Source organism: Methylobacter sp. sgz302048 (assembly GCF_052162025.1).
Taxonomy (GTDB): Bacteria; Pseudomonadota; Gammaproteobacteria; order Methylococcales; family Methylomonadaceae; genus Methylobacter.
On record NZ_CP197401.1, the window covers coordinates 2,814,666 to 2,835,998 of the forward strand.

Here is a 21,333-nt window from a genome sequence, read left to right on the forward strand (position 1 = left end):
ACAATATGAACATGAAACAATGGCTGCAAGTCGAGTATTTGCCTATTCCCTTGATTGCATTGATGGCGCTGACCCGCTTTCATCACTTCGGCGATGTCCTGCATCTGCCCGACGCATCGCTGGCGGTTTTTTTCTTCGCCGGCTTTTATCGCAAGAAAGCCTTTTTCGTCTTTTTGTTATTGTTGGCAGGTTTGATCGATTATATCGCTATCGCAAACGGCACCAGCAGCTGGTGCGTATCCCCGGCTTACGTGTTTTTGATTCCGACTTATGCAGTCATGTGGGTAGCGGGCCGCTACTGCTCGAAATTCAAGTCCTTGAACGCATATGAACTGGCCAGTTCTATCGGCCTGATGACGCTGGCTGCATCGGCTGCGTTCATTATCTCGAACGGCAGTTTCTATCTGTTCTCAGGACGTTATACGGATTTGTCATGGGCACAATACTTCGCTCGCGTAGTAAAGTATTATCCGCCTTATGTAGGCTTCGCCATGGTTTACGGACTGACTATCTACCTAATCATCAAGCTGTTCAAATCAATGCCTGATACGCAGACAGCCTATAAAGAAATTTAATTGATGTTGCCCACAGAGGGCATAAAGGCCCTCTGTGACGATCATTTTCTTACTCGGCTAAATCAACCCGCTTCTTTGGCATGATCAACCGACCACAATTTTTCCAATTGATAAAATTCACGCGCTTGAGCAGTCATCACATGGACGATGACATCGCCCAGATCCAGCAATACCCAGTCAGAACCCTGCCCGCCTTCAATACCCAACGGTTTTAAGCCGCTCTCTTGAACTTTTTCCGACACATATTGGCATAAAGACTGTATATGACGGTCGGAAGTACCGGTAGCGATAACCATGTAATCGGTAAAACTGGTCTTGCCCCGCACATCTATTGTGGTGATGTATTGCCCTTTGCGTTCATCCAAAACCGTCTGGACAATGTGTAATAACTCATCTGTCTGCATTCAAATTCCTGTACTAAATAATTATGAAAGCTTTATTTCTCATAAAGCGCATGCTGCTTAATGTATTCTATGACAGCATCAGGCAATAAAAAACCCGGATTGCGTTTTTCCGCAATCATTTTCCTGATGGCCGTCGCCGAGATTTCGAGCTGCGTGATGGGCTGAAAAAACAATCTGCCGGCCGATGCTTGCGCCAGCTCTGTTATCTCAATGGCCTTTTTGGCCGCAAAATAGCCATCAAGTTCCTGCAGTTGAAATCCCGGACGGGTCATGACGACTATATGGGCATAATCGAACAACTGCTGCCATCGATGCCAGGTTGCCAGATTTTTAAACGCATCGCTGCCGATAAACAGCAATAACGGCTGCTCTGGGAATTCCTGCCTGAAGGATTTCAGCGTATCGACCATATAAGAGTGACCCGCCCTATCCAGCTCTCGGGTATCGATGATAAATCCCGGCTGGTTTTTAATGGCCAGTTCCAGCATCTGCACCCGCATCAGCGCTGTGGCCACGGGCTGTTCGCGATGAGGCGGCTGGGCGCTGGGCAGCAAGCGGATTTCAGTCAGTCCGAAGATCTCCTTGACTTCCAGCGCCGAGCGTAAATGCCCGTAGTGAACGGGGTCGAACGTACCGCCAAAAATACCGATCATTTATTGCCGGATATGCCCATCGCCGAGCACGATGTATTTCAGCGAAGTCAATCCTTTCAAACCGACCGGGCCGCGTGCGTGCAGCTTATCGGTGCTGATGCCGATCTCCGCGCCCAGGCCATATTCAAAGCCGTCGGCAAAACGCGTCGAGGCATTGACCATGACCGAACTGGAATCCACTTCTCTCAGAAAGCGTCTGGCCAGCGTGTAATCTTCCGTAACAATGGCTTCGGTGTGGCCGGAGCTGTATTGGGCGATGTGCTCAATAGCCTGATCTAACCCATCGACAATCCTGATCGACAAAATCGGCGCCAGATATTCAGTGTTCCAGTCTTCCTCAGTCGCTCTTTTACAAGTGGGAATCAGGGAACAGGTCCTCAGGCAGCCGCGCAGTTCCACGCCTTTATTGCCATATTCTGTAGCCAATATCGGCAATACCTTTGCGGCAATGCCTTCGGCCACCAGCAATGTTTCCATGGCATTGCAAACGCCGTAGCGATGGGTTTTGGCGTTGACGGCAATTCTGACCGCCTTATCGATATCGGCTGTGTCATCGATATAAACATGACAGATGCCGTCCAGATGCTTGATGACAGGAATCGTTGCATCCCTGGAAATGCGCTCGATCAGGCTTTTGCCGCCGCGCGGCACGATCACGTCCACATAGCGGTCCATCGTGATCAATTCACCGACGGCCGCGCGATCAGCCGTTGCAACGCATTGCACGGCTTCTACCGGCAAGCCGGCCGCCGCCAGTCCTTTTGAAATACATGCCGCAATCGCCTGATTGGAATGCAGCGCTTCCGAACCGCCGCGCAAGATGCAGGCATTGCCCGATTTGAGGCACAAAGCCGCCGCATCAACGGTTACGTTAGGGCGGGATTCGTAAATAATGCCGATCACACCCAAAGGCACGCGCATTTGCCCGACTTGTATGCCGCTGGGCCGATAGCTTAAATCAGTGATTTCGCCGACAGGATCGGGCAAAGCGGCAACCTGCTTCAAGCCTTCAATCATCGCCTGAATGCGTGCCGGCGTCAGGGCCAGCCTGTCCAGCGATGCCGCATCCAGACCGTTCTGCTTGCCGGCCTCCAAATCCCTGGTGTTTTCCGCAATCAGCATGTCCTGATCAGCATCGATGGCTTCTGCAATCTTTAACAATGCCAGATTTTTTTTGCCCGACTCAGTCCGGCTGATTTCTCTGCCGGCCGCTCTGGCTTTAAGGCCAAGACTGCTCATATATTGTTTGATGTCCATGATTCTCTCTCAAACGGATCCAAATTAACTTTCCATTATAAATCGAATCTGCAGGGTTTGACAGTAAGCATTATTACTTAGATTTTTTCTTGCTTTTCAGTCACTTAAATATAAGTTGACTTTTCATCTGTTTCGTAATTACATTCGATATTGCTAGTTTCCGACAAATATCCGATTCATCTGCCGGACCGGCTGAATCTCCAGCATTGCACCAGACCCCAATAACAATAAAAACTGAGGAGAAGCTATGAGTCAATTAAGCGAAGAAGAGCGGGAAAAAATCATCAAAAGCCCGCCTGTCGGCACCTGGGCGCTGATGCTTATCGTTAGCGCCGGCATGGTTGCAGCCTGGCTATTTCTTTATTACGGCGTATTTCTGCCGCGTGGCGCTATAGATTCGCTATAGATTATAAGGTGATCTTATGCATATCGATCCGTTGGAAAAGAAATGGGGCTATGTAATCCTGGCCATAGTCGGCCTGCTGACCGCCATCATCGTGATAGATGCTCTGGTTCATCACATTAATCCTCCCAGTCATGTTGAAACCATCGATTCAGCCCGCCTGCATCTGAGCGAAGAATTCGCTGAAGATAATCTTGGCGTTCAGGTCGACGACAAAGGCAATATCATGGTCAGGATAGTGGCAGGGCGTTACGGCTTTTACCCCAAGCAGGTTACCGTGCCTTCCGGCACGCCTCTGACGTTCCGTTGGGCCAGCATGGATGTCTTGCATGGCATCCATTTGCCGATGACCAATATGAATACCATGATACTGCCAGGCTATGTTGCAGAGTTGAAGACGGACTTTCCGAAACCCGGCAATTATCCGCTGCTGTGCAATGAATATTGCGGCATGGGCCATGACCACATGTGGGCCAATATTACAGTTGTCGCCAAAGAACACTGGGCCGCGCCGGTAAAAACAACGTCTAAAGGAGGCCGCAGCCATGAATGATGCGGAAGAAAAAAAACTGGCGTTAAGCCACATGTGGATTGCTTTCGGAGCATTCCTTATCGCCTCCTTCATGGGCGCTTATCAGGTTCTGGAACGCAGCGGTTTTCTGCCGCTGATTGAGTCGGCTCCGGTTTATTTTGCCGCGGTCAGCAGCCACGGCGTGTTGATGGCTTACGTTCTCACCATTTTTTTTGTGCCCGGATTCGGCTATTACATAGCCACGACCAGTCTCAATCAGCCGGTATGGAATATCAAGTGGGCCTGGACCGGCTTCGGTGTTTCCCTGCTGGGCACGGTTCTGGCGGCCATACCGCTGCTGACCGGATCGGCTTCCGTACTTTATACTTTCTATCCACCGATAAAGGCGCATACGCTGTTTTATGTCGGCGCGACTTTATTGCTCGCCGGCTCCTGGATCTGGTGCGTGATCATGATTGTCATGATGCGGCAGTGGAAACAGGCCAACCCCGGCCAGCCTGTGCCTCTGGCAATGTTTTCAACCGTGGCCAACGCCTATTTGTGGCTGTGGACCAGTGTCGGCGTTGCTGCCGAAGTCCTGTTCCAAATCCTCCCATGGGCTTTCGGCTGGATGGATACGGTCGATCCCGGCCTGGCGCGTACGCTGTTTGCCTGGACCTTGCATCCTATCGTTTATTTCTGGCTGATTCCCGCTTATACGGCCTTTTATGTGCTGGTGCCCAAGCAGGCGGGCAGCTATATACTGAGTGATGAAATGGCCAGAGTCGCTTTTATTGTGCTGGTCGTTTTCAGCCTGCCGATTGGCTTCCATCATCTGTATATGGACCCGGAACAGGCCAAAGGCTGGAAGTTATTGCACGGCGTCGGCACTTTCATCGTGACCTTGCCGACTTTATTGACCGCCTTTGCTGTGCTTGCTTCCTTGGAAATAGCCGGCAGACTGCGAGGCGGCAAAGGCTTGTTCGGCTGGATCGGCGCCCTGCCCTGGCGCAACTCGATGGTGCTGGCCATGATTCTAGGCTTGCTGATGCTGATACTGGGCGGTTTCGGCGGCATCATCAATGCCAGTTATGCCATGAACGCCATGATTCATAATACCGCCTGGGTCCCTGGCCATTTCCATCTGATATTTGCCGGCACGACCGTGATCATGTACTTTGCCGTCGCCTATTATTTCTGGCCGATATTGACGGGCAAGCCGCTGTTCTCGAACAATATGGCCTTGCTGCAATTATGGACCTGGTTTATCGGCATGGTTGTCCTGACGACGCCCTGGCATATCCTGGGCTTATTAGGCCAGCCTCGGCGCATTTCCAGCGTTCAATACAACAGCCCGCTGACGCTGGCCTGGGATACGTTTGAGCTGGCTATGATAGTGGGCGGACTGATAATGCTAGGATCAGCCTGCCTGTTTGTCTATAACCTCGTGAAGACCCAGTTGAATCCTGTAACTGAAGCCTATACAGGCAAAATCGAATACGCCGACCCGATTTATCCGGTCAATAATCTGCCCGAGTTTCTGAATGACTTCAAGATCTGGAACTGGGTCATTGCAGCCTTCATGTTCATTAGCTTCGGCTACCCTATTCTTCAGTTCTTTATTATGGACACGTTCGAATCAAGCGGATGGGGGTATTAATCATGAATAAAATGATTCAAACAGCATTGTTGGGTCTTTTTGCTGCAAGCCTTGCACATGCCCAGCCCTCGTCTCAAGTTGCCTGGACGCCTGATAAACTGAATTTCATAAAGCAGGGCAACAGCAAAAACGGCAAGGAATTGGCCGCGCAGTGCGCCGGTTGCCATGGTGATAACGGTGTCAGTTCAGCACCGGAGTTTCCCTCGCTAGCGGGCCAATTGGCAACCTATACTTATAAACAGTTACAGGACTATAAAACCGGCCAGCGCACCCACACGCTCATGACTTCAATCGCTGCAGGACTAAGTGATCAGGATATGGCCGATATGGCCGCCTGGTACAGTTCCCTGCCGCTGCCCAAGAATAAAACCGGCAAGAAAGATCTGGAAATTGCCGAGCAGCTGGTTTCCGAAGGTGACGGCAAACGCACCCTGCCGCCCTGTTATACCTGCCATGGCTCAGACGGTGAAGGTGAAAGAATGGATATACCCGCCTTGGCGGGTCAACAGGCTGAATATTTTGCCGCCACGCTCAAGGCCTATAAAAACGGTGAACGCCACAACGACATATACAGCCGTATGCGCATACTCAGCCAGCAGTTAAGCGATACAGAAATACAAGAGCTTGCGCAATATTACCAGCAATTGCAGTGATGGTGAGACTATGAACCTATTTCATGCAGGTCTGTTAACCACCGTACTGACAGGCAGCCTGCCGGCTATGCCGGCCCTCGCCCAGAAAGCGCCCCAAGCGGACACTATCAAAACCTTTAAGGAGAATGAACGGAAACCGAAGAACGATTACAACATCACTATCAACTATGAACTGGGCATGCACTGCACCGGGTTTGACTTTTCCTATTGCTGTGTTTTGCCGCCTTATAATTCCATTCAAAGCCAGGTCATCAAAACGTCCGGCGCGCCGAATCAGTTTCCGCGCTTACTGGGCGCCGACCCGAACGATCCGACCGTGCTGGTCGATGGCGACAAGCGCATGAAACTTGAGTATGGCCATGTCGGCAACACCTATTCAGAAGGTACCAAATTGGCTTACTGGAACATACCGTATGACGTCAATCATGACGGCAAATACGGCAATAACGAGAATGTCGCCAACGCTTATTTTACGCATCTGTATATTTATAAGGATCTGAAAGGCAGCAATCCCGGCCAAACCAGCAAGGACAGCGAGAAGAAACGGGTCGGCATCGAGATACCGATCCCGCGCGACATGGGTCCGGCCGGCGCGGCAGTCCCAAGCCCCATGAGAGGCGGCCACCTGCACTACACGGGCGAGGACGGCACCGTTGTCTATACCAAATCGCCCGTATTGGACAATGTGCCTATCATGCTGACCGATCCAGGCATCTGGGATGCGCTAGGCTTGCCGCTGACGCCTTTCTATGATGACATGGTGAAAAAAAGCCCGCTTGAAATTGTGGAAAGCGACATTCGGCCTTATCAGGAAGCCTGGGTAGGACTGGTCGACGCCAAAACCAACCAGCCCGTCATTGACAGTCATTCCGGCAAGCCCGTGAAATTCATCGGCACCAATCCGATCGATGTACCGAATTGCGCCAACTGTCATGCCAATGAAAATGCCAATGGCAACACCTTCAATTTATATAAACAGGAAAAAGCGTTCTGGAAAGGCCTGGGTGCCAGCGATTACATGGCCGACTTAAAAGCCACTTCCATTTCCATTTTACAGATCCACGATGCTCGCCACGGCACCCAGTTTACGGCCAAATACAATCCCGCCAGCCGTGACACTCAAAACCGTCTTGGCGCTGATCCGGTTTTATGTCAGCAATGTCATGCCGATAACGTCATAGGCGTGCTGCAATCGAAAGGTGTCACTGAAGTGATATCAGGCGGTCAGAAAGTTGAAAACGACACACCGATCATGCCTCTCTCGGAAGCCCTGCACCGGCTCCATCAGACCATCCGACCCATGCCTGATTCGCACGGACGCACCGGCACTTGCGCCGGTTGTCATCCTTCGCACAGGCAGGACGGCTCTATGGACGGCTATGCCATCACGCCGGACGGCAAGAACTTTTATGCCTCATCCGATAACCGCGACTCCAAAGGCGGCTGTTTTGCCAGTCGCGACGTCCACTCCAATCCCGACAAGGAGAAAGACGGCGCCGGCACACCCGAACATCTGAATGAAATCGGTAAATGGATACAGACCAATGTCTCCAAAATCGGTACCGGCGAAGGCGGCAACGGCGTCTGGTGCACGAACTGCCATACCCAACTGTCCAGAGAATTATATCAACGCGATGATCTGGAAAATGCCTTTAAACAAACCGGCAAAACCATCCGCAATCAGTCGCTGGATGATATCGCCAAGGCGATAGGCGTTGATCGCAGAACACTCGAAGAGCAGTATCTGGATCCCAAAGTAGTGCTTGATAAAGACGGGCATGATACACCTGACAAGTCCGGCATTCTGAAAAACTGGGCTAAAAATCACATGGTGCCTGACATTGCCGTCATCGCTACCAAAGACGGCAAGCCGCTAATCCACAAGGATGAAGACGGTGATGCCAATGTCTCGATATTGTCGCCCAATCCTTCCGTGCAAATGTCCAAACTGACCGTTCCGGAAGAGGCAAACGGTGTCACGGCCGTCTCCTATGATGCGGCATCACATGGCCGGGATTATTGGCTGTCGCCGGGCGAGCCGCATTGCGCCGACTGCCACGCCCCGCCTTATGTTGAAAGCCAGGGGGGCGTGGCTTTCCCTATCAATCAGCCCGGCAAATACAGCCTGATGCGTTATTCGAAAGGACATGCCGGCCTTGCCTGCCAGTCTTGCCATGAATCTATCCATGGTTTATTTCCAGTAACGCCGGTAGTCGACCCGACAACCTATAAACAGGCGCCGCAATACAATCCGGACGGCAGCCACGGTCCGCTGTTGTGCGCCACCTGCCATCAGACGAACAAGTTCGGCGTGCCGGTTGTCGCGGAAGCGCTCACCTGGAACGGCAAGAAAATCAAGGATGACCTGGATGCAGCAATCAGCTGGATACATGCCAATGCGCCTGATTTGGGCGGTAAAAACCCCAAATAGCTGCAAAACGCCGGCAGGGCCTTGCCCTGCCGTCACTAATGCCTAGATGAGACAGTTTTTATGCCTTTAAAAAAGATCAGCTTATTATTCTGGCTGTCCTGCACACTCTGCGGCGCCGCCGTAGCCGACACCGTGTTAGTCAAAGTCGGCAGCGGCCAGGTTACCGAGCAGCAACTGGAAAAAGCCATGAATGCGGCGCCTTTCGCCAGCCAGTTTCCGGCTATGGATGAAAAAGATCAGGCTTACCTGCGCGGCGATATGCTGATGCGGCTGGCCAGATCGGAAGCGCTTTATCAGGAAGCCGTCGCTTTGGGCAAGACTGAAACGCAGGCCTATAAACAGGAAATGAGCAATTTCCGCACTTCGCTGCTGGCTCAACGTTATTTAGCGCATCTTCGCGATCAAATCAGCGTTCCGGGCAAGCTGGAAAGCCAGCTGAAAAGCGATTTAAAAAACAACACTGATGCGCTCGCCGCGGCCCGGGCCTCGTATATCGCCCAGCAATTCAAGGCATTAAAGGAAAAGCGCATTGCCGAGTTTAAACAGCAAGCCCGGATCAAAACTTACTTCGAGCGCCTGGATAAAAATGCAAAAGCCGATACAGTACTGGCGGAAGCTACCGGCTACACTATCAGATATGCCGATCTGGTACCGCCGCAAAGCGGCGCTAACGCAGATTCTCAACAAATAAAAAACCGAGTAAACGAATGGCTGGAGCTGATGGTTCTGGCGCGTGCGGCAGTGGCCGAAGGCATTAACGTCGAAGAGCAAATGGCCGATTACGGCCATTATCTAAGCACAAAAATGCTATTGGCGGAGCAGGAACAGCAATGGATACCTGATGACAAGACATTGCTCAATTATTTCCGGAAACATCCGAACATCGGCTACGTACCCGAGCGCAGACAAATCGGCCAGCTTGTCGCGGTCTCAAAAGAACAGGCCGAAGCATTGCGCCGGCGCATCCTGGCCGGTGAAAGCCTGTTCAAACTGGCGGCCGAGTACAGTATTGATCCCTATGGCCGCGAGCATGCCGGCGATATGGGCTGGTTGCAGGAAGGCAGCGGTTTCGATGCGGTTGAACAGGCCTTGAAAAAACTGCCTGACAATCAGGTCAGCGACGTTATTCAGACGCCCAAAGGCTGGCATCTGGTCATGATCGTGGACCGCAAGCCTGCCGAGCATAAAGAATTTGCCGCCATAAAAGACCGGATCAAACAAGCGCTGATCGCCGAGAAAATGACAGCTTATCTGGAACAGGTTATGACAAAATATCCGCTGGATTGGCAAATACAAGATCATATTTAAGGCTTGAGCACAATGGGTTGCTCAAGTAATGGTTTTACGATCGTTTCGAATGCCTCGTCATCGAATACGCCGATTTCCTTAAAGACCAATCGGCCTTCACGGTCAATGATAACGGTAAAAGGCAGGACGCCTGACGGGTCGCCCCATTGAGTCAACAATGCATGATGCCGCTCGGGGCCGGCGTGCAAAACTGGATAATTAATACCCAGGGTGCGGGCATAGTTGCGTAATTTTTGCGCCTCATCAAGACCGATGCCGATGATCTGCAGTCCCTGCCCGGCAAAGTTTTGCTGGTATTTCATGAAATGCGGAATTTCAATCTGACACGGCCCGCACCAGGTTGCCCAGAAATTCATCATGATGACTTTGCCGCGCCAGTCATTCAGTTTATGCTCTTTTCCATCGAGGTCATTCAGTATTAAAGACGGCAAAGCCCAGGCTTTGTTCACGGGTTTGCCATTTTCGGCCTGGGCGGCTTTAGCAGGCATGGAAAAACTTATACTGCCTGACAGCACTGCGGCAATGCCCATGCACAATTTAACAGCCAATTTATCTTTTTTATCGAATTCAATCATAATGTTATGCATTAACAAATGGGTAGTTTAGGACAATGGGAAGCAGAGTTAATAGACTACATTAACTTTTACTAATATACTAAAATGTATCTTAGGCTGATTTTCCAACTGGAAATAACAACAAAAAAACGGCACACACAATGTTTGATCTATCAAAATGCGCTACCGCCGCCGCTACGGCCTTATTATTGAATAGCGTTGGCTATTCCGTCACGGCAGTCGCCGAAAACAATACCTACTATACCCTCGAACAGGCTGTCAATTACGCACTGGACAATAATCCGAGCTTGCAGGTCATGCACGAGCGTATTGCGCAGGCTGAGGCCCAATTAGGCGAAGCACGGGCCAGTTTTTATCCGCAAGTGAAAGCGCGGCTGTCCTATGAGCATTCCGACAACCCTGCCCGCGCGTTCAGCATGATCATCTCGCAGCGGCGGCTGGATTTCGGCGGTACTGACTTCAACCATCCTGGCGGCGTCGACAACTATCGTCCGGAAGTGATCGCCACCTATTCTCTTTTTAACGGCGGCCAGGATTATCAAAACAAAATAGCCGCCGAGCTGGGCGTGGATGCGGCAACGCTCGAGGAATCGGCGACTCGCAACCAATTGATCCAGTCGGTCACTTCGGCGTTTTACGGTGTACTGGCCGCCAAGGAAGCGCATAAAGTCGCCCAGCGCTCCATTGACGCCGTCAAAAGTGAGCTGGAACAAAGCCGCACGCGCTTTGAGGCCGGAACGGTTCTTAAATCCGATGTGCTGTCGCTGGAAGTGCAACTGGCCGAAGCTCAGGATGCCGAAATCCGGGCTGCCAATGCCATAGAACTGGCCCAAAGCGGGCTCAAAACCCTGATGGGCATCAATGCCGGAGATCCGTTTGCTATTGCCGAGGCTTCATCCTGGCAACTGCCGCAGCTCGACAAGCCCTTTGCAACGCTGCTGGCTCAGGCTATCGCGCAACGGCCGGAAGCTGAAGCGGCCCAAAAACAGGTTGAAATTGCCGAACGCAAGCTCAGCGCCGCCAAAGGCGCTCACTTGCCCAAAGCTGATGCTTATCTCAGCTACGGCTCCGACAGCAAGAACCTCGATTATTCGACCAGTCGCGACAATGTCACGGCCGGCGTCCAGGTCGAAGTGGACGTCTTCTCGGGTTTTCGCACCAGCGAGAATGTGAAAAAAGCTGAAAGGCAACTTGCGGAAGCCCAAAAAATCGCCCGAAAAATACAGCTCGACATCGAAAATGACGTTAAAACCGCCTATCTGAAGCTTCAGGAGGCCTTGGACCGGGTCAAAGTCACAACCGTTTCGGTCGCGTCCGCGGAAGAAGCTTTCCGTCTCGTCAGCGAGCAGCGCCAGGCCGATGTCGTCACCATCACACGCTATATTGAAAGCGAAGTCGCGCGCGACGAAGCCAATTCACGCGTCATCGCCGCCCGTTACGATGCCCTGCAGGCGGAAGCCGAACTCAATAAAGCATTAGGTAATTGGAAATAAAGGACTCTTTATGACAGATCACAATTCGGCCACGAAGCGCAAATGGCTTATCCCGGCCGCCGCCATCATAGGGCTTATCCTGGTCATTCTTTATGCGCTGGGCCTTATCGGCGCCGGTGATAAAGTAGAACCGGGCACGCAGGAGATTGCGGCCCGGCCGGTTCCGCCCAACGCCCGAACACTGACTGTCGGCCAGAGCAAGACCGATGATGTCCAGTTCTGGCCCGGCACGATCCGTTCGCGTACGGTCGCCAAGATAGCGCCCAAATACACGGCCCGCATCATCGGCATTGAAGTCAATGCCGGCGACAGCGTCAAAAAAGGCCAGGTACTGGCCAGGCTGGACGAACGTGAAGCAACGGCAAGCCTGAACGAAGCCCAGGCGCGCCTGGCGGCGGCCAGAGCGCAAGCCGCTCAAGCGGTTGCCGACGAAAAGAGAACCCGAGTCCTTTATGAAAAACAGGCCGCCACGCGCGAGAATTACGACGCCGTCATTGCCCGTTCCAGAGCCGCGCAGGCCAATGTCAAACAGGCCGCCAACGCCGTTGAGCAGTTGCGCATCTCCCTAGGCGAAAACAATCTGCGCGCGCCTTTTGACGGCATCATTTCCCAGCGGCTGAAAGAACCGGGCGACATGGGGTTGGCGGGCGAGCCTATCGTTATTCTGCAAAAACCCGAGGATTTGCGTCTGGAAGTCGCAATTCCGAATTTCTGCGCCGGCCGCATCCGTACCGGCATGGAAGTTGATGTACGCATCGATGCCCTGGATAAGATTTTAAAAGCAAAAATCGATGAGATCACTCCTCAGATCGATATAGAAACGCGAACCCAGCTGGTCAAAGCCGCGCTGCCAAAGACTGAAGGGCTGCAACCCGGCCTGCTGGGCTGGCTGCTGCTGAACTGCACCGAAGAGCATCACGCCATCCTGATACCGGCATCCGCCGTGCTGCACTATGGCCAGCTCGAAGCGGTCACCATCGTTAAAGACAATCATATTTATACACGCCATATCCGCACCGGCAAGCAATACGGCGATCAAATCGAAGTCCTGTCCGGCCTGCGCGACGGCGAAACCATACTGATCAATAACGGTTCACCAGAATGAGCGAGCATCAACCCAAGGCGGTCCAACCGGCCGAGCCTGAAAAAAAAGACAGCTTCACGGTCAGTATCGTCAGGCTGTTTACTACCTCGCAACTGTCGCTGCTGTTTCTCATCATTTCCCTGCTGGCCGGTGCAGCGGCGCTGGTGCTGACGCCGCGCGAAGAAGACCCTCAGATCATCGTGCCGGTCATGGACGTATTCGTGCAATATCCGGGCGCCAGCAGTGAAGAAGTGGAAAAACTGGTCACAACGCCGGTGGAAGTCCTGTTACGGCAAATCGACGGCGTGGAATACGTGTATTCGATGTCCAGGCCCGGCGAAGCCGTGATCACAGTCCGCTATTTTGTCGGCGAAAACCGCGAAAACAGCGTCATCAAAACCCGTGACAAACTATTTGCCAATCAGGACATCATACCGGCCGGCGTGACCAACTGGGTTGTAAAGCCTGTGGAAATCGACGACGTGCCGATCGTATTGCTGACCCTGTCGCCGCAAAACCAGCTCTACGACGCCATGAGTCTGCGGCGCATTGCCGATGAAGTGATCGAACGGCTGCGTACAGTTGAAAACGTCGGCAAGAGTTGGGTGGTCGGCGCGCCGCCGCGGCGCATTTCCGTCTATCCCGATCCGGGCAAACTGGCTTCGCGCAACACGACCCTGCTGGAAATCAAACAGGCGCTGATGCAGGCCAACATCAACGTGCAGGCCGGCGTCTTCGAGCATAACAACCGCGAAATCCTGCTGGAAGCCGGCCCTTTCTATCGAACGCCTGAAGAAGTGGCCTCGACGGTCATTAAAAGCATCGATGGCCGCATCGTCTATCTGCGCGATGTTGCGCGCATCGAGGACGGCCCGGCCGATGTGCAGCATTACACGCGCATCGGCTTCGGCCCCGCCGCCGAACACATGCGCACGGTCGGCAAGGCGGTAGGCGATCAGCCTCAGGCCGGCGAGGAAAGACAAATGGTGACGATCGCCATCGCCAAGCGCAAAGGCAGCAATGCCGTCAGCGTCGCCGAGGACGTCATCAAAGCCACCGAGGAACTGCGCGGCACCCTGATTCCCGATGATCTGCTCGTGACTATCACCCGCAATTACGGCGAAACGGCCGACCATAAGGTCAACGAACTGGTCAAGCACTTAGGCATCGCGATCCTGACCATCATCGTGCTGCTGGCGTTAAGCCTGGGATTGAAAGAGTCGTTCATCGTTTCCATCGCCGTGCCGATGACTTTCGCCGTCACGCTGCTGCTGGACTTGATCTTCGGCTATACCATCAACCGCGTCACGCTGTTTGCGCTGATCCTGTCGCTGGGCCTTTTGGTCGACGACCCGATCGTCGACGTCGAAAACATCCACCGCCATTACAAGCTGCGCAAGGAGCCGCCGCTGCGCGCACTGCTGACAGCCGTCGACGAAGTCCGGCCGCCGACCATTCTCGCGACGTTTGCCGTTATCCTGTCTTTCATCCCGATGTTTTTTATCACCGGCATGATGGGGCCTTACATGGCGCCGATGGCCTTCAACGTGCCTATCGCGATGCTGATGTCTTTGATCATCGCCTTCACCGTGACGCCGTGGGCCAGCTACCGTCTGCTGAAAGGCGACTACGGCAAGGATCACGGCGAACCGTTCGAGCTGAAAAAAAGCGCCAGTTACCGCATCTATAATAAAATCCTGACTCCACTGGTGGCTTCGCCACGGCGCGCCTGGCTGTTTATCGGCATCATTATTATCGCCTTTATCGCCTCCGCTCTGCTGGCCGTCACTCGTGCCGTGCCGCTCAAGCTGTTGCCGTTCGACAACAAAAATGAGCTGCAACTGGTCATCGACATGCCCAAGGGCTCGACGCTGGAGCAGACCGACGAGGTTGCCCGGGCCTTAGGCCGCTACCTGTCCACCGTCAATGAAGTGACCGATTATGAATCCTACATCGGCCTCGCCTCGCCGATGGATTTCAACGGCATGGTCCGTCATTACTATCTTCGCCAGGGCAGCTATGTCGGCGAGATGCGCATCAGCCTGATCGACAAGGAGCACCGCGAACATCAATCGCACGATATCGCCCTGCGCATACGGCCTGAAGTCGAGCGCATCGGCAAAGAATACGGCGCCAAACTTAAAATAGTCGAGCTGCCGCCCGGCCCGCCCGTGCTGTCGACCGTGGTCGCCGAAGTGTACGGTCCGCCTGAAGCGACCTATAAGGACATCGTCAATGTTTCCAACCGTATCAAAGGCGCATTGACCCAGGCCGAAGGCGTGGTTGATGTTGATGACATGGTCGATGCCGAGCATGAAAAGATACACTTCCGCGTAAACCGCGAGAAAGCGGCCCTGAACGGCATTACCGTAGCCCAGGTTGCCCAAACTCTGCAGCTGGCGCTGCAAGGGGCGCCAGCGGGTTCCGTGCATGTCATGACCGAACGCAAGCAACTGGAAATCTATCTGCAACTGCCCCGTGCCATCCGTTCGACCCTGCCTGACCTGCTCTCATTGCGCGTTAAGTCAGACCAGGGGCACTTAGTGCCGCTGGGTGAAATCGGCACGATGACCGTCGAGTCAGGCGATCCGACCATCTACCATAAAAACCTGCAACGGCTGTCTTATGTAACCGCTGAAATGGCCGGCCGCAGTCCTGTTGAAGCGATACTGGATATGTTCGACTACTTCGACGAGAACCCTCTGCCAGAAGGTTACTCGGCCGACATGGCCGGCGAAGGCGAATGGAAAATCACCGTTGACGTCTTCCGCGACTTAGGGCTAGCCTTTGCCGCGGCCATGGTCATGATCTACGTGCTGCTGGTCGGCCAGACCGGCTCACTGGGCATTCCGCTGGTCATGATGATCGCGATCCCGCTGACCATCATCGGCATCATGCCCGGTTTCTGGCTGCTGAACCTGTTCACGGAACCGGTAGCGGGCTATGCCACGCCGATCTATTTCACGGCCACGGCCATGATCGGCATGATTGCGCTGGCCGGCATCGTGGTCAGAAACTCGATCATCCTGATCGACTTCATCGAGCGTACCTACAACCGCGACGCCGAAACGACGCTGCCGGAAGCCCTAATAGAAGCCGGCGCGATACGCCTGACGCCGATCTTCCTGACCGCCGCCGCGGCCGTGTTCGGTTCCGCCATCATCGTGCTGGACCCGATCTTTTCGGGGCTGGCCTGGAGCTTCATCTTCGGCATCGTGGCTTCCACGCTGTTCTCGCTGGTCGTGATTCCGGTGGTTTATTTCCTGATCAAAAGGAATAAGCCTAAAGAGCTGAATATAGAGACGGAACTGTAGAATCAACTTCCGACGCTAGGCAATAGCTTCCAGAGGCACGCAGATCAAGTCAAAAACTTCGTGCCTCTTGTAGTATTTTTGGCCTCATAATTGCGAGAATCCACCCATAAACTGGCGCATAAAAGCAAGGAAATCTGACCAGCTTTAGCGGTGGCAGAAAATAGTTAAACTGATCGCCTCTGTCACTGTCCATAAAACATGGCTGAAATATCCGCAGAACGATTACGAACGCATGTTTACAAACTTGCCGGTGAGATTGGGCAGCGCAATATATTTCATCCGCAGGCTCTGAGTGCTGCCGCGCAATACATTACCGAAGAATGGCACAAACAAGGCTATGAAGTCCGGCCACTTGTTTATGTTGATCGAGGCGTTGAACGCGCCAATCTTGAAATTACCTGTGAAGGCAAAAGCCGGAGCGGCAAATACATTTTGGTAGGCGCTCATTATGATTCAGTCATCGGCAGTCCCGGCGCCAACGATAATGGCAGCGGCATCGCGGCCTTATTAGAGCTGTCGCGTCTGTTCCGAGAGATTCAGCCCGATACCAGCATTCGTTTTGTCGCCTTTGTTAATGAAGAGCCGCCTTTTTTCTACGGCCATGAGATGGGCAGCATGGTTTACGCCAAAGCCGCCAGGCAGCGCCGCGAACCGATACGCTTCATGATCGCGCTGGAAACCATCGCTTGCTACAGGAACAGTCCGGGCAGCCAGACCTACCCGCCTTTGCTCAAGCACTTCTATCCCGATACAGGCAATTTCATCGCCTTTGTTGCCAACCTGAAATCTCGAGGCGTCATGCTCGAAAGCGCCAGGGCCTTTTCCGCATCGACCGATTTTCCCCTGGAAACGATTGCGGCCCCGGAAATAGTGCCGGGCGTCTCCTGGAGCGATCACTCGTCGTTCTGGCGGCACGGTTATAAGGCGTTTATGGTGACTGATACGGCTCTCTATCGGTACCCTTATTACCATGCGCCTGAAGATACGTCCGATAAGCTCGATTATGAGCCATTTGCCAGAATGACTCAGGGGTTGTTTTTGATGTTGGCTTCGCTGACGGGTTAATAACAAGCTGTAGGGTCGAATTCATTCGACTCGGGACGCTTCGCTGCTGTTAAACCCCGTAGGTATGCACCGCATACCTTTTTCAAAGTTTGTTGACTCTGAAAAGGTACGCGATGCGTGCCCTAGTGCATTGTCACAGCTTAATTTTAGGGTAAATGGATTTCAGTTTCGTTCGTGCATCGTCCACTTTCATCTGCCAATCGACACCGCGTTGTTTGCTATTAACAGAGCTCGACCAGGCGCTAATTTCAGTCCGTAAGGTTTCCATGTCACCGAACCTTCGATGCGCCAGGCACTGTCGGGTCAGGGTACTCAACTCATTTTCAGCGATATTCAACCAACTGCCATGCTTGGGCGTCTGGCAAAACTTGATCCGCCGTACGAGGTTGCGGGCACGTTCGGGTTCGAAGACCTCATAAAAGGCTCCTTTGGTATGGGTGTTGAGATTGTCGCTCACCAGCGTCACCACGGGACACTGGGCATAACGCCCTTCCAGCAAGCGGGCCACTTCTTTGGCCCAATCTGCTTTGGTGCGCTGAGGGCGGGCCGTCACCTCGCGCCATCCGACTAACGGCTCGGTAAACAGGAACAAGCTGGCGGTGCCGGCACGCTCGTATTCGTAATCGACCCGTGGCGGCTGCGTCAGCGTCCCCGGTCGTGGCGTACGGGTCTCTTTGATCAACTGTATCGGTTGTTCGTCCATGCAAAGGACCGGATGCGCGGCCTCATACGGTCGCGCATACACGTCCAGCACCTCTTCCATTGCAGCCACAAATTCGGCGTCCTGCTCGGGCGGAATCACCCAATAGGCAATCGCCCGCTGCGTCATGCCGTTTTTTTAATCAGCTTGCGGACGGTCTCATGGCTGATGGCGTCTACAATCCCCAGTTCCACGACGCGCCCGGCCAACAGCCGCAGGCTCCAGCGCGCATAGCCTGCCGGCGGCGATCCCAAGCGCGTGGCGATAATGCGCGCTTCCTGTGCCCCGTCCAATAACCTCGGGGTCGGCGGATACTCGCGTTTTCGGCCTTCCAACGCCCGTTCAAAGCCCTCTTCGACAAAGCGCTGGCGGATCTTTTCGACCGTGTTGATCCGGCATGCGTAGGCCTCCGCAATCCGCTGGTCTGTCCAACCCGGGCCATTCGCATCGGCCTTGAACAGAATCTGCGCACGCCGGACTTTTTGTGAGCTGCCTTGAAGTTTTTTGATCACCTCTTGAAGATGATGACGTTCCGTATCGCTCAGGCGGACAATGTATTTCTTGGGCATGTCTCGTCTCCGGTTTGGGAAAGAAGCCTATTAGACAGTTTTAGGTAGCCCATATTCTTAGCGTTGGCAGTGCACTAGTCATAATTTACAGCAATTACTTGTCTGTCTCTACAGCTTCGGCCTTTTCCCGATAAGCTTTGATCCGGTCAAAGTTCAGATAGCGGTAGGTATCGGCCGCCGTCTCGTCGATCTGACGCGCGAACTGCATGTATTCCTCAACCGTCGGGATTCTGCCTAGAATCGAGCATACGGCCGCCAGTTCCGCCGAGGCCAGATACACGTTCGCGTTATTGCCCAGACGGTTCGGGAAGTTGCGCGTGGAGGTCGAAACCACGGTCGCGCCGTCCGCAACCCGGGCCTGGTTGCCCATGCACAGCGAGCAGCCCGGCATTTCCATGCGCGCGCCGGACTTGCCGAAAATGCCGTAATAGCCTTCTTCGGTCAGTTGTGACTGGTCCATTTTCGTCGGCGGCGACACCCAAAGCTGGGTCGGCAGCTGCCCGGCATGCTTATCGAGCAGTTTGCCGGCGGCGCGGAAATGGCCAATGTTGGTCATGCAGGAACCTAAAAAGACTTCGTCGATTTTGGTGCCGGCAACTTCCGACAACGGTCTGACGTCATCAGGATCGTTCGGACAGGCCAGGAGCGGTTCCTTGATTTCATTCAGGTCGATTTCGATGACTTCGAAGTATTCGGCATCGGCATCGGGCTCCAGCAATACCGGATTGTCCAGCCATTCCTGCATGGCCTTGATGCGGCGCTCGATCGTGCGCGCATCGCCGTAGCCTTCAGTCAGCATCCATTTCAGCAGCGTGATGTTGGAATTGATGTATTCACGGATCGGCGCTTCGTTCAGGCGAATCGTACAGCCGCCGGCCGAACGTTCGGCCGAAGCGTCGGATAATTCAAACGCCTGCTCGACTTTCAGATCCGGCAAGCCTTCGATTTCCAGGATGCGGCCCGAGAACACGTTCTTCTTGCCTTTTTTCTCGACCGTCAGCAGGCCGCGCTGAATCGCCGCGTACGGAATGGCGTTGACCAGATCGCGCAAGGTAATGCCGGGCTGCATTTCGCCTTTGAAACGCACCAGCACAGACTCAGGCATATCCAGCGGCATGACGCCCGTAGCCGCCGCGAAAGCGACCAGGCCGGAGCCGGCCGGGAACGAAATGCCGATCGGGAAACGCGTATGCGAATCGCCGCCGGTGCCGACGGTGTCCGGCAGCAGCATCCGGTTCAGCCAGGAATGGATGATGCCGTCGCCGGGACGCAAGGACACGCCGCCTCGGTTCATGATGAAATCAGGCAAGGTATGCTGCATTTCCACGTCAACCGGTTTCGGATAGGCGGCGGTATGGCAGAACGACTGCATCACCAGATCAGCCGAAAAACCGAGACAGGCCAGATCTTTCAACTCGTCGCGGGTCATGGGGCCAGTCGTATCCTGGGAGCCGACCGTGGTCATACGCGGCTCGCAGTAGGCATGAGGCCGCACGCCGGCCATGCCGCAAGCTTTGCCGACAATTTTCTGCGCCAGAGTGAAGCCTTTGCCGGTATCGGCAGGGCTGCCCGGACGACGGAAGACGGTCGATGGCGGCAAGCCCAGCACTTTGCGCGCCTTGTCGGTCAGGCCGCGACCGATAATCAGCGGAATACGGCCGCCGGCGCGGACTTCATCGAGCAGCACGTCGGTTTTGAGTGAGAACTCGGCGATGACTTCATCGCTGTCATGGCGCTTGACGACGCCCTGATACGGATAAATGTCGATCACATCGCCCATGTGCATGTTCGACACATCGCACTCGAATGGCAAGGCGCCTGAGTCTTCCATCGTGTTAAAAAAGATCGGCGCGATCTTGCCGCCAATGCAGACGCCGCCGGCGCGTTTGTTCGGCACATACGGAATATCATCGCCGGTAAACCATAACACGGAGTTGGTGGCAGATTTGCGCGATGAGCCGGTACCGACCACATCGCCGACGTAGGCAACCGGAAAGCCTTTCTTTTTCAGTTCTTCAATCTGCTGCTCGGCATGTGTTATGCCCTCCCGGGGCATTTTCAGCATGGCTTTGGCGTGCAGCGGGATATCGGGCCGCGACCAGGCATCAGGCGCCGGCGACAGGTCGTCGGTATTGGTTTCGCCGGTGACTTTGAAAACCGTCACGGTCAGTTTTTCAGGCACGTCGGGCTTGCTGGTGAACCACTCGGCCTCCGCCCATGATTTGAGCACCTGTTGGGCGAATTCATTGCCGGCTTCGGCTTTTTCCTGCACGTCATGGAAGGCGTCGAATATCAGCAAGGTATGCGAAAGCGCCTTGGCGGCAATCGGCGCCAGAGCCTTGTTATCGAGCAATTCGATCAGCGGCGCGATATTGTAGCCGCCCAGCATCGTGCCCAGCAGTTCGGTGGCCCTGGCGGCATCGAGTATCGGTGAGATCACTTCGCCTTTGGCGATAGCGGCCAGGAATCCAGCCTTGACGTAAGCGGCTTCATCAACACCGGGCGGCACGCGATTGGCCAGCAAATCGAGCAGAAACGCCTCTTCGCCTGCCGGCGGCTGCTTGATCAGCTCGACCAAACCGGCAACCTGCTCTGCATTCAACGGTTTCGGAACTATTCCTTCAGCTGCGCGTTCTTCTACATGTTTGCGGTATTGATCTAGCATGATGCTCCTTGTA

At 54.0% G+C, this 21,333-nt stretch carries 18 protein-coding genes; 11 read left to right on the forward strand and 7 right to left on the reverse strand.

Annotation, left to right across the window (positions count from 1 at the left end; translation table 11 throughout):
• The first annotated feature begins 5 nt into the window (after window positions 1–5).
• Window positions 6–575 carry a hypothetical protein gene (locus tag ACTNE6_RS12825; protein WP_442497004.1) on the forward strand — a complete coding sequence of 190 codons (570 nt, stop codon included), beginning with the start codon at window positions 6–8 and terminating at the stop codon, window positions 573–575.
• A 62-nt stretch (window positions 576–637) separates the two neighbouring features.
• Here ACTNE6_RS12825 and rsfS read toward each other — a convergent pair whose 3' ends face one another.
• From rsfS to ACTNE6_RS12840, 3 genes are read right to left on the reverse strand one after another with little or no spacing between them, the layout of a single operon-like run.
• A complete protein-coding gene (rsfS, locus tag ACTNE6_RS12830) occupies window positions 638–979 on the reverse strand; it encodes a ribosome silencing factor (protein WP_194968400.1) in 342 nt (113 codons plus the stop codon).
• A gap of 32 nt (window positions 980–1,011) precedes the next feature.
• Window positions 1,012–1,632, reverse strand: a complete 621-nt coding sequence (nadD, locus tag ACTNE6_RS12835; protein WP_442497005.1) for a nicotinate-nucleotide adenylyltransferase — start codon at window positions 1,630–1,632, stop codon at window positions 1,012–1,014.
• Complete coding sequence (locus tag ACTNE6_RS12840) at window positions 1,633–2,889, reverse strand: glutamate-5-semialdehyde dehydrogenase (protein WP_442497006.1); 1,257 nt, start codon at window positions 2,887–2,889, stop codon at window positions 1,633–1,635.
• 247 nt (window positions 2,890–3,136) lie between these two features.
• On the opposite strand from ACTNE6_RS12840, the gene ACTNE6_RS12845 reads away from it, so the two are divergent.
• From ACTNE6_RS12845 to ACTNE6_RS12870, 6 genes are read left to right on the forward strand one after another with little or no spacing between them, the layout of a single operon-like run.
• Window positions 3,137–3,295: a hypothetical protein gene (locus ACTNE6_RS12845; protein WP_194968403.1), complete on the forward strand. Its 159-nt coding sequence runs from the start codon at window positions 3,137–3,139 to the stop codon at window positions 3,293–3,295.
• Between the two features lie 16 nt (window positions 3,296–3,311).
• Window positions 3,312–3,845 (forward strand): cytochrome C oxidase subunit II, encoded by a 534-nt coding sequence (locus ACTNE6_RS12850; RefSeq protein WP_442497007.1) that lies wholly within the window; start codon window positions 3,312–3,314, stop codon window positions 3,843–3,845.
• On the forward strand, window positions 3,838–5,463 hold the full coding sequence (locus ACTNE6_RS12855; RefSeq protein WP_194968405.1) for a b(o/a)3-type cytochrome-c oxidase subunit 1: 1,626 nt from the start codon (window positions 3,838–3,840) through the stop codon (window positions 5,461–5,463). Before ACTNE6_RS12850 ends, ACTNE6_RS12855 begins: the two co-directional genes overlap by 8 nt.
• Before the next feature lie 2 nt (window positions 5,464–5,465).
• A complete protein-coding gene (locus ACTNE6_RS12860; RefSeq protein WP_442497008.1) occupies window positions 5,466–6,116 on the forward strand; it encodes a c-type cytochrome in 651 nt (216 codons plus the stop codon).
• Window positions 6,117–6,126: 10 nt separating this feature from the next.
• Window positions 6,127–8,547 carry a hypothetical protein gene (locus ACTNE6_RS12865; RefSeq protein WP_442497009.1) on the forward strand — a complete coding sequence of 807 codons (2,421 nt, stop codon included), beginning with the start codon at window positions 6,127–6,129 and terminating at the stop codon, window positions 8,545–8,547.
• Between the two features lie 60 nt (window positions 8,548–8,607).
• On the forward strand, window positions 8,608–9,855 hold the full coding sequence (locus tag ACTNE6_RS12870; RefSeq protein ID WP_442497010.1) for a peptidylprolyl isomerase: 1,248 nt from the start codon (window positions 8,608–8,610) through the stop codon (window positions 9,853–9,855).
• Here ACTNE6_RS12870 and ACTNE6_RS12875 read toward each other — a convergent pair.
• Window positions 9,852–10,430: a TlpA family protein disulfide reductase gene (locus ACTNE6_RS12875; protein ID WP_442497011.1), complete on the reverse strand. Its 579-nt coding sequence runs from the start codon at window positions 10,428–10,430 to the stop codon at window positions 9,852–9,854. The two genes, ACTNE6_RS12870 and ACTNE6_RS12875, sit on opposite strands and share 4 nt — an antisense overlap.
• A 140-nt stretch (window positions 10,431–10,570) precedes the next feature.
• On the opposite strand from ACTNE6_RS12875, the gene ACTNE6_RS12880 reads away from it, so the two are divergent.
• From ACTNE6_RS12880 to ACTNE6_RS12895, 4 genes are all read left to right on the forward strand, one after another.
• Complete coding sequence (locus ACTNE6_RS12880) at window positions 10,571–11,923, forward strand: TolC family protein (RefSeq protein WP_442497012.1); 1,353 nt, start codon at window positions 10,571–10,573, stop codon at window positions 11,921–11,923.
• A 10-nt stretch (window positions 11,924–11,933) separates the two neighbouring features.
• Window positions 11,934–13,028: an efflux RND transporter periplasmic adaptor subunit gene (locus tag ACTNE6_RS12885; protein WP_442497013.1), complete on the forward strand. Its 1,095-nt coding sequence runs from the start codon at window positions 11,934–11,936 to the stop codon at window positions 13,026–13,028.
• The gene (locus ACTNE6_RS12890; protein ID WP_442497014.1) at window positions 13,025–16,321 is read left to right on the forward strand and encodes an efflux RND transporter permease subunit; all 3,297 of its coding nucleotides are present in this window, start codon (window positions 13,025–13,027) and stop codon (window positions 16,319–16,321) included. The genes ACTNE6_RS12885 and ACTNE6_RS12890 overlap by 4 nt, the downstream gene beginning before the upstream one ends.
• A gap of 198 nt (window positions 16,322–16,519) precedes the next feature.
• The gene (locus ACTNE6_RS12895) at window positions 16,520–17,386 is read left to right on the forward strand and encodes a M28 family peptidase (RefSeq protein WP_442497015.1); all 867 of its coding nucleotides are present in this window, start codon (window positions 16,520–16,522) and stop codon (window positions 17,384–17,386) included.
• 133 nt (window positions 17,387–17,519) lie between these two features.
• On the opposite strand, the gene ACTNE6_RS12900 is transcribed toward ACTNE6_RS12895, so the two are convergent.
• The 3 genes from ACTNE6_RS12900 to acnB all read right to left on the reverse strand — a co-directional run bounded on the left by ACTNE6_RS12900 (window position 17,520) and on the right by acnB (window position 21,320).
• Entirely contained in the window at window positions 17,520–18,215 is a 696-nt protein-coding gene (locus ACTNE6_RS12900) for an IS630 family transposase (RefSeq protein ID WP_442496985.1), read from the reverse strand.
• Window positions 18,212–18,655, reverse strand: coding sequence for a helix-turn-helix domain-containing protein (locus ACTNE6_RS12905; protein WP_268120897.1), 444 nt, complete (start codon window positions 18,653–18,655; stop codon window positions 18,212–18,214). Before ACTNE6_RS12905 ends, ACTNE6_RS12900 begins: the two co-directional genes overlap by 4 nt.
• A 94-nt stretch (window positions 18,656–18,749) precedes the next feature.
• Entirely contained in the window at window positions 18,750–21,320 is a 2,571-nt protein-coding gene (gene acnB / locus ACTNE6_RS12910; RefSeq protein WP_442497016.1) for a bifunctional aconitate hydratase 2/2-methylisocitrate dehydratase, read from the reverse strand.
• Window positions 21,321–21,333: the final 13 nt, after the last annotated feature.

Coding starts and splice junctions, on each gene's coding strand:
- ACTNE6_RS12825 (WP_442497004.1), top strand. CDS start 6: ATGAACATGAAACAATGGCTGCAAGTCGAGTATTTGCCTATTCCCTTG.
- rsfS (WP_194968400.1), bottom strand. CDS start 979: ATGCAGACAGATGAGTTATTACACATTGTCCAGACGGTTTTGGATGAA.
- nadD (WP_442497005.1), bottom strand. CDS start 1,632: ATGATCGGTATTTTTGGCGGTACGTTCGACCCCGTTCACTACGGGCAT.
- ACTNE6_RS12840 (WP_442497006.1), bottom strand. CDS start 2,889: ATGGACATCAAACAATATATGAGCAGTCTTGGCCTTAAAGCCAGAGCG.
- ACTNE6_RS12845 (WP_194968403.1), top strand. CDS start 3,137: ATGAGTCAATTAAGCGAAGAAGAGCGGGAAAAAATCATCAAAAGCCCG.
- ACTNE6_RS12850 (WP_442497007.1), top strand. CDS start 3,312: ATGCATATCGATCCGTTGGAAAAGAAATGGGGCTATGTAATCCTGGCC.
- ACTNE6_RS12855 (WP_194968405.1), top strand. CDS start 3,838: ATGAATGATGCGGAAGAAAAAAAACTGGCGTTAAGCCACATGTGGATT.
- ACTNE6_RS12860 (WP_442497008.1), top strand. CDS start 5,466: ATGAATAAAATGATTCAAACAGCATTGTTGGGTCTTTTTGCTGCAAGC.
- ACTNE6_RS12865 (WP_442497009.1), top strand. CDS start 6,127: ATGAACCTATTTCATGCAGGTCTGTTAACCACCGTACTGACAGGCAGC.
- ACTNE6_RS12870 (WP_442497010.1), top strand. CDS start 8,608: ATGCCTTTAAAAAAGATCAGCTTATTATTCTGGCTGTCCTGCACACTC.
- ACTNE6_RS12875 (WP_442497011.1), bottom strand. CDS start 10,430: ATGATTGAATTCGATAAAAAAGATAAATTGGCTGTTAAATTGTGCATG.
- ACTNE6_RS12880 (WP_442497012.1), top strand. CDS start 10,571: ATGTTTGATCTATCAAAATGCGCTACCGCCGCCGCTACGGCCTTATTA.
- ACTNE6_RS12885 (WP_442497013.1), top strand. CDS start 11,934: ATGACAGATCACAATTCGGCCACGAAGCGCAAATGGCTTATCCCGGCC.
- ACTNE6_RS12890 (WP_442497014.1), top strand. CDS start 13,025: ATGAGCGAGCATCAACCCAAGGCGGTCCAACCGGCCGAGCCTGAAAAA.
- ACTNE6_RS12895 (WP_442497015.1), top strand. CDS start 16,520: ATGGCTGAAATATCCGCAGAACGATTACGAACGCATGTTTACAAACTT.
- ACTNE6_RS12900 (WP_442496985.1), bottom strand. CDS start 18,215: ATGACGCAGCGGGCGATTGCCTATTGGGTGATTCCGCCCGAGCAGGAC.
- ACTNE6_RS12905 (WP_268120897.1), bottom strand. CDS start 18,655: ATGCCCAAGAAATACATTGTCCGCCTGAGCGATACGGAACGTCATCAT.
- acnB (WP_442497016.1), bottom strand. CDS start 21,320: ATGCTAGATCAATACCGCAAACATGTAGAAGAACGCGCAGCTGAAGGA.